Annotated in this window: 5 protein-coding genes; 2 read left to right on the top strand and 3 right to left on the bottom strand. The window is 47.6% G+C overall.

The window, feature by feature from the left end; translation table 11 throughout:
* Positions 1-111: GTP-binding protein (locus tag IQ260_RS23450; RefSeq protein ID WP_193995505.1), on the bottom strand; the 111-nt coding region annotated here is incomplete at its 3' end.
* Positions 112-469: 358 nt separating this feature from the next.
* The gene (locus tag IQ260_RS23445; RefSeq protein ID WP_193995504.1) at positions 470-4,990 is read right to left on the bottom strand and encodes a two-partner secretion domain-containing protein; all 4,521 of its coding nucleotides are present in this window, start codon (positions 4,988-4,990) and stop codon (positions 470-472) included.
* Positions 4,991-5,291: 301 nt separating this feature from the next.
* Here IQ260_RS23445 and IQ260_RS23440 point away from each other — a divergent pair, with 301 nt between their 5' ends.
* Together IQ260_RS23440 and mutY are read left to right on the top strand one after the other, a co-directional pair.
* A complete protein-coding gene (locus tag IQ260_RS23440; protein ID WP_193995503.1) occupies positions 5,292-5,642 on the top strand; it encodes a DUF760 domain-containing protein in 351 nt (116 codons plus the stop codon).
* Positions 5,643-5,777: 135 nt separating this feature from the next.
* A complete protein-coding gene (gene mutY / locus IQ260_RS23435) occupies positions 5,778-6,971 on the top strand; it encodes an A/G-specific adenine glycosylase (protein ID WP_193995502.1) in 1,194 nt (397 codons plus the stop codon).
* Positions 6,972-7,105: 134 nt separating this feature from the next.
* Here mutY and IQ260_RS23430 read toward each other — a convergent pair.
* A partial coding sequence (locus IQ260_RS23430) for a phytanoyl-CoA dioxygenase family protein (protein WP_193995501.1) occupies positions 7,106-8,011 on the bottom strand: 906 nt, incomplete at its 5' end.

Genomic DNA, 8,011 nt, shown 5'->3' with positions numbered 1-8,011 from the left:
AGCTTCACCTTCCCGGAAAATACCGGATTGTTCGAGTAGGGCATCGACCAGGGTGGTTTTACCATGGTCAACGTGAGCGATGATGGCAACGTTACGGATGGGAAGGCTCATTGGAATGGAACGTCCAGAACTAGCAGCGTGATGTTTCGTAAAAAACCTTAACAATTGTAGCTTAGATAGCAGAGATATCGGCTGTGGCTAGCAACCGATCGGCTGATGTACAGTTAGCCAGGATTCATCTATTTCTTCAAGCTGGCACCTCGCATTTCAGAAAAGTGTGTCTATCGTTGCTCAGTAATAGTATGACCAAACCATTGGCTCAGCGCTTTATTCGTGGCACTGCCCATGTTAGTAAAGCCTAGCTATTCTGCCCCTACGGACACATCTGGTATCAGGGTTACTTGATTAAGTATCCAATTCTCTAGCAGCAAAATATAAAGCTTTGCTTCTTGCCCTGTATGGGCACAACTTAATTCATTTCGTTACATTCGCGGCTCATGACTAGACGGCCATCGCTCAGTTGATAGACGCGATGGGGTTCGATAACTGGTGTATCTTGCCCTAGATCGGTGGGCTCGGTCGTGGGCTGGATATTAGTAGATTGGACAATGCTGAGGCTATAGCTGGGTTGGGAGCTGTTGGAGGGCAGGCCATCACTACCGGTGAGGGTAAAGCTGCTGGCGGTATCGTTGCTGCGGGCAATGCAGCTATTGGAGACCAAGGTTTCGGGATTGACAAGATTGTCGGGTAGTTCGGTCAGGGTGTTTTGGATAAAGCTGACATCGGGCAGCAGAATGTTGCCGGAGGCGAGACGACCGGTGGCGTTGATGTCGACGCGGTTGTTGCCATCAAGGGTGCGAGGGTCGGTGCCGAAAGGGGCAAGCGAGAAATCTTGACCGAAGAAGGCGGTACGGCTCAGATCTACGTTGCCGCCGCGACCGTCAGCAGCAAAGGCAAGAATGTCGCTATCGTCGAGGGCAACAACAGCATCGGCAGTAATAGTAATGTCGCCACCGTTGTCGGCACCAGAATTGACAAATGTTTGAATGTCACTGTCGCCAAAGAGAGAAATTATTCCAGCGTCGATCTGAATTTGGCCGCCTGCATTAAATTCAGCATTGGTGGTGATTGTTCCGTCTTGAATTTGGATGCGATCTCTAATATCCAAAATCAGATTACCCGCATCCCCCTGGCCTGCACTACGGCTTGATAATGACGCCAGAACAATCTCCAGATTGTTTGCACTCAGTCGGATATCTCCCCCTGTACCGATACTGCTAGGCTGAAGACCACTAAAAAGACCAGTTGACCTGCTATTCGAGGAATCGTTGCCCACCAACCGCACAGTCTCTCGAATAGTTAAAATCAGATCTCCAGCATCACCAACACCAAAGGTAGTACTGCCTACCTGAGCACCGTTGAGCACATCTAGATTAGTCGCAGTAATCCTCACGTCTCCACTCTCTCCCTGGCCATTGGGTTGAATGCTACTAAATGCACCGCTAGGATTATTGTTGATCGGATTACTGCCCTCAAAACTAACAGGCCCTCGAATATCAAGGATGACATCACCGGCATTACCGATACCAAAGATAAGCGTATTCAGCTGAGCGCCATCCAGGACTTCCAACGCATTTGCTGTAATGTTTATAGTGCCACCCTTACCTTCTCCAGTCGGCGCAACACTACTAGAGGCTTGGGCAGTAAAACCGGTCTCTGAGTCAATGCCGATAAAACGAACCACCCCATCTATTTCTAAAATAATATTGCCTGCATTTCCTTTGCCAGTAGTTTGAGCAGTCAGTGATGCACCATTGAGAACATCTACAGTATTGGCCTCTAATACTATGTTACCCGCATTGCCAATGCCCGCATTAGAAACGCTGAGTTCACCACTATCCAAAAGTTGTTGGCTATTAGAAACAATCCTAATATTGCCCCCCTGACCTATACCAGAATCTTCAACACGACTGAAAATTGCACTTGGAGTAATGCCCGACCTTAAGTCTGCACCTTGTAAGAGAACATTATCACGAGCAACTATCAACACATCGCCAGCATCCCCTAGACCTCCAGTGGAAGAATTGATTTGTGCTCCATTTAATACTTCGAGGGAGTTGGCTGAAATCTGAATATCTCCACTCTGGCCTACTGAGAATTCATCGGTGCTTGTAAAAATACCACTATTAGTATTCGTATTGAATACGTTTATGCCACTTACAAGAACCGTCTCATCAACCTCTAACACTATATTTCCTGAATTCCCAACGCCAAAACTCGATGTGGCCAACTGACCGCCATCAACAACGTCTAAAATCCTAGCTGTAATCTGAATGTTGCCACCTTGACCGTTAGCATCAGCCCCAATGGAACTTACTGCCTGACTAGAAGACCCATCAATGGGATCAGCTCCTTGAAAACGCACCGTGTCACGAATATCTAGGATAATATCCCCAGCATCACCAGTTCCAAAGGAAGAAACTGAAAGAGCTGCGCCATTCAGGACTTCGAGATTATCGGCAATAATCCTAAGCTCGCCCCCCTGTCCCTGCGCCCCTGTTCTCACCCGACTTGAAGCACCACTATCTCTGCCCAAAGTATTGCTCCCTTCAAATCGGACAGTATCACGGATATCTAAAAGGATATTTCCCGCATCACCTACACTAAAGGTGTCACTCCTAATTTGAGCCCCCTCCAACACATTCAAACCACCTGCACTAATGCGGATATTCCCACCTTTTCTACTAGCGTTAGAATTATTAGGGTCAATGTTAGTGACATTAGTAAATATCCCACTGGGAATATTACTCCCTAGCTCACTGCCACTCAACACTATGCCATCCTGAATATCTAGTGAGATGGTTCCGGGATTTACCGCACCACCAATGCTAGCAGTAATCTCCGCACCATTGGTCACTGCCAAATTACGCGCCATTATTTGAATATCACCACTCTGGCCATTACCATTGCTAGTGGCAGAAATTCCACTAGAACTAGTTAAAATAGTATTGTTTGGAGTGAAAACGATAGAATCAGTTCCATCCAAGCGGATAGTTTCTTCAATATCCAGAATAATATCCCCACCGTCTCCCTGACCCAGCAATGTATTGCTCAATCGCCCACCATTCAGAATATCGAGATTGGTCGCATTAATACGAATATCGCCACCAATACCCTGTCCATCTGTAACAATACTAGTCGCTATTCTACTAGGTGATCTAAAGCTATTGTTAGTCAATGGATTCAAAACATCATGACTACCCTCTAGGCGTATAGTATCCCTGATATCCAATATGATATCTCCCCCCTCTCCCATACCAAAAACGTTGCTACCTATTTGAGAACCGTTAAGGATTTGGAGATTGTTTGCTTGAATTCGTATATCTCCACCCACACCCTGAGCATTAGGGATAACATTACTCAATACACCTACTATTTTATTGCTGTTACTACCATCAAATATGACCTTGTCATTAGCAAGCAAGGTGATATCACCCACATCGCCTAAACTAGTTGTCTCAATCGTACTATCTGTTATCAGTATGTTGTTACGAGAATCTAGAAAGATAGATCCACTCTGTTGATCTAGGCTTGAGGTGGTCAGGAGCCCAATAGTAAACGGTTCTGGAACATTTTCACGAGTAATAACAATATCACCGTCTGGCAATGCTAAATTGGGTGCATAGTTGTTAGTTAATAAGATTAATCCATCAGACACGCCAACAGCTGTGCCTGCCACGTTGACGATGATATCTGCTCGCGTAGGAATATCGCCTGTTATCAAGTTAGGTAAAAAGTCTGTGGCTATGTTTAAACCTGTAATTTCTACAGGGAGTTGACCAATCACCCCAGGGCTAACACCAGCTCGCACATCTAGTGTTGCCTGAGCACCTCCATCAATCTCGATCAGGGTTCCATCCGAGAGTTCAATTGTTTCTCGAAGAAAATCAAGACCTAGCTCTCCCTCATCTGGTACGGTAACAAAGGCTGCGCCAAGTCTAACCGAGCCACCTGCCAGAATATGCAGAGAGCTACCAAAATACTGCTGAATATCCACATTGCCATAGACTCGAATAATTGGATCGATAGGGCTAAAGAGTTCTCCGCTGCTGCCGTCCAAATTCTCTACTCGGAAGTTGCCACCGCTGAAGTAGTGGGCATCGCCGCCAATACGTTCGTCAGAGCGGAGTATCATGTCTCCATAGGAGAATAATCCGCTATCAGGATGGCTCAGCGCGACAATATCTACCTGCTGATTGCCTTGAACTAAAAGATCTTCTCCGGCAAAGGCGATAAAAGGTGTTTCTGCTGTATCGCGGATCTTGATGGCATCTGTGGCCAACAGCAATACATCGCCTACGGCGGCTACCTGATTTTCTAGGTCTAGCTGACTGGCGGCTAGTACTAAGTCTCTCTCAACAGCTAGGGCACCGCGATTAATAATATCGCCTGAGTTTTCGGTGAGATAGTTCCAGAAGGAAACGCTGGGACTCACTGCCAACAGCTGACTTTGTGCTGGAGTTGTAGCACTAAACACAGCATTACCAATCTCGACTGCTTCGGCTGTGGTGCCATAAAACGAGCCTGGGATATCTAGCTGTGCGTTCTCGCCAAAGACAAGGCCGTTGGGATTAATGAAAAACAGATCTGCAGGACCGTCTACACCCAAGGTGCCAAAAATCTCTGAAGGGTTGTTGCCAGTCACGCGGCTCAGGATAGACTCAATCTCGGCTGGATTGGCAAAATAGACTCGCTGTCCATTGTTTATATTAAACTCGCTGAAGCTGTGGAACAGGTTACTGCCCCTTGCGGCACCGCCTTCGATTACGTCAGCCAGATCGCCTTGAACTAGCTGCTCGGTGCTGATGCTGGATGATTCGTCACCTAACGTAACATCTGGTAATAGTTGGGCTTGAGCGACCGGAGCTGACCAGGTTACAGCACTCAGGAACAGCAAGCAGAAGCATTGATGAGAGCGGTATAGAGACATAGTGCTGCACCTGGGGGCCTGTTTTGAGAAATTAGCCGTTGCTGATTTAAGGAATGAAACGATCTGTGAAATAGGCTGATAACCAATAACTCACAGATGAAAGCATACCGAGGATCAGCAACGCCAGAAATTATATAGGAGGGTGCTGATCCATCGCTTAGTTCCAGTGGATGGGTTGGGTTTCGGCTACCTTGGAGTTCGGTTCTGCCCACTATGGCAACTCCGACCGCTTTGTTACAGTGTCATTACAGCGGCAGAGAACCCAACAGCCGCTACTAGCCACGTTTCGAGTGAGGTCATTATGACTAACCGGTCTAACAACGATACAAACGCCGAGTTTATGGGTGGCGCTGCTGTACAGGCTAATTCTCTAATGCAGTATGTGCAGTCCATGGAGCCGGAGACGGTTGCCAAGCTATCTCGTCCTGTCTCTGGTGATGTGATGCAGGCGATGGAGCACAACATTATCGCTATGCTGGGGGGCTTACCCTCGGAGGGATTTGATGTGTCTGTGACAACCAGTCGCGAAAACCTGGGTCGCTTACTGGCCTCTGCGATGATGGGAGGGTATTTCCTCAAAGGTGCTGAGCAGCGTCTAGCGATGGAAACGTCTTTTATGGGCGGTTTGGACACTGATGCTCAGGAGTCGTAATTTCACCACGGTTGTCCTGAAACTTTCGCCGGACTTCGACTCCGCTCAGTCCTCTACGAGTGACGTTTTTCGTTCAGAATGTGCGGTCAGTGCCTAGCCATGGCAGGATCAAAGTGGCGGTAGCGATGATCCACTGTGGGTGAGACGAAGAAAAAACGCTATCGGGCGCGTGATAGCGCCGATGGCCGATACGGTCCTAAGCAGGTGTCCTCTTATAAGGCATCTGCTTTTGATTTGGCTGTCAGCTTAGTAGAGGTGGCTCCAGCGTTGCGTCAGACTTTACTGACTTGGTATGGCGAGCAGGGACGGGATTTGCCCTGGCGGCGTAGTCGAGATCCATACGCTATATGGATTTCGGAAATTATGCTGCAGCAGACCCAGGTGAAGACGGTGCTGCCTTACTATCAGCGGTGGTTAGAAACGTTTCCGACGGTGGCGGCGTTGGCTAAGGCTGACCAGCAAACGGTGCTGAAGGCGTGGGAAGGGCTGGGCTACTATGCGCGGGCTCGGAACTTGCATAAGACGGCGCAGCTAATTGTGGAGCGGCATGGCGGGGTGTTTCCAGAGGATTTTGAGGATGCGATCGCACTTCCCGGCATCGGTCGCACCACCGCCGGAGGTATCCTCAGTGCCGCCTACAACCGACCGGTCGCAATCCTGGATGGTAATGTAAAACGGGTGCTGGCCCGTCTGGTAGCCTTGCCCAAGCCTCCGGCCAAAGCTATGAACGAGCTGTGGCAGCTGTCCGAACAAGTTTTGGACCCGCAGCAGCCCCGTGACTTTAATCAGGCCATCATGGATCTGGGCGCTACCTTATGCACCCGCCATCGCCCCGCCTGTATGCTTTGCCCCTGGCAGGATCACTGTGTCGCCTACCGTCAAAATTTACAGTCTCAGATACCCATGACCGAAACCAAAGCCCCGCTACCCCACAAGCAAATCGGCGTCGCTGTCATCTACGGGGATGACGGCCGCATTCTCATTGACCGCCGTAAGCAGGAGGGGCTGCTGGGAGGGCTGTGGGAATTTCCGGGGGGCAAAATCGAGCCCAATGAGAGCTTTGAAACCTGTGTAAAACGAGAGATTAAAGAAGAGCTGGGTATTGATATTGAGGTGAATGACCGGCTGATTACGGTTAATCATGCCTACAGCCACTTTAAGGTGACTTTAAATGTGTTTAACTGCACTCACTTAAGCGGAGAGCCTAAAACGATTGAATGTGACGAGGTCAAGTGGGTTACCCTCGATGAAATTGATAGCTATCCCTTTCCTAAGGCCAATGGTCAGATTATTGATGCCATCAAGGAACGTGCGCAGCAGAGTAGCTAAAGAAATTCAATCCGGCAGTTGCTGCTATATCTCGCTAGAGGAGAATAAAACAAAAGAGAAGAAAGGTAACCGTCCAAGTACTCAACGTGCACAATGAGGCCAAAGTTGTGCACGTCATTGGAAATAGGCACAAGCTATTTAGGTGTGCTGAAATACCAGGTTTTGTAGGTGTTCATGCCAAACTCCAGCTGAAGCAGTAAACGTGGTCGCTTGCTAGGTGTTGTTCCACGGTGCAAAACGTAGGGATCACCCACAAAACCAAATCCAGCTGGACCCAATGCTGTAACAACACTTTCAGATCCATAACGTTCAATCAAGTCTGCATCCGGAATACCCGCAATACTTTGACCGATCATTTGATGCCATAGGCTACGGTTGTGGTGTGAACCTTTGATATAAACATGCGGCCCACTTTCCATATCTACATCAGTTATATAGAAGAAAAATTTAACCGTCTTATAATCATTGATATCGCAGTGTAGAACTTGAGCAGAGGCTATTTTTTCTTCCTCAGTTAATACTCGAGGAAAACTCCACATAAGATCACCCCGATGATATTTAGGCTCATGCCCAAGGTAGTGCGCAGCAATTGCCTTAAGTATAGGGTCCTGCTTTAGTTGTTGAAATGCCTCACATGATTCATGGCTATCAAAATAACTTGCTAGTTTAAATGTACGTCCTAGCTCAGTCTCAACCTGCTCACGCTGATCAATGGTCAATTTTATATTGGGATCTCGATCTCCATAACAGGGATGCGTACGAGAGAACTCAATCAGCTCTTTCAAGATAGCCGGAGCCAATCTTATTCCCTGATAATAGCCATATTTCCAGAGAGCCTTATGAGCATCATCTAATGAATCATCAAGAGATATACTACGAAGCGTACTAACATCTGCCGTTTCAGGCGCAACAGCGTTACGCGCGTTCCATTCTCTAACAAATTGAAACCTTGCAAAATATTGCATCCAGAAGAAATCAGGATCCTCAGAGAAGAATCTTTTGTTTTTAGCTAAGAAATTAAAATATTTAGAAGAAATGTT

It is taken from the genome of Leptolyngbya cf. ectocarpi LEGE 11479 (genome assembly GCF_015207065.1).
GTDB lineage: Bacteria > Cyanobacteriota > Cyanobacteriia > Phormidesmidales > Phormidesmidaceae > Leptothoe > Leptothoe ectocarpi.
The sequence above is the reverse complement of the archived record's forward strand: the minus strand, read 5'-3'. Positions and strand labels throughout refer to the sequence as shown.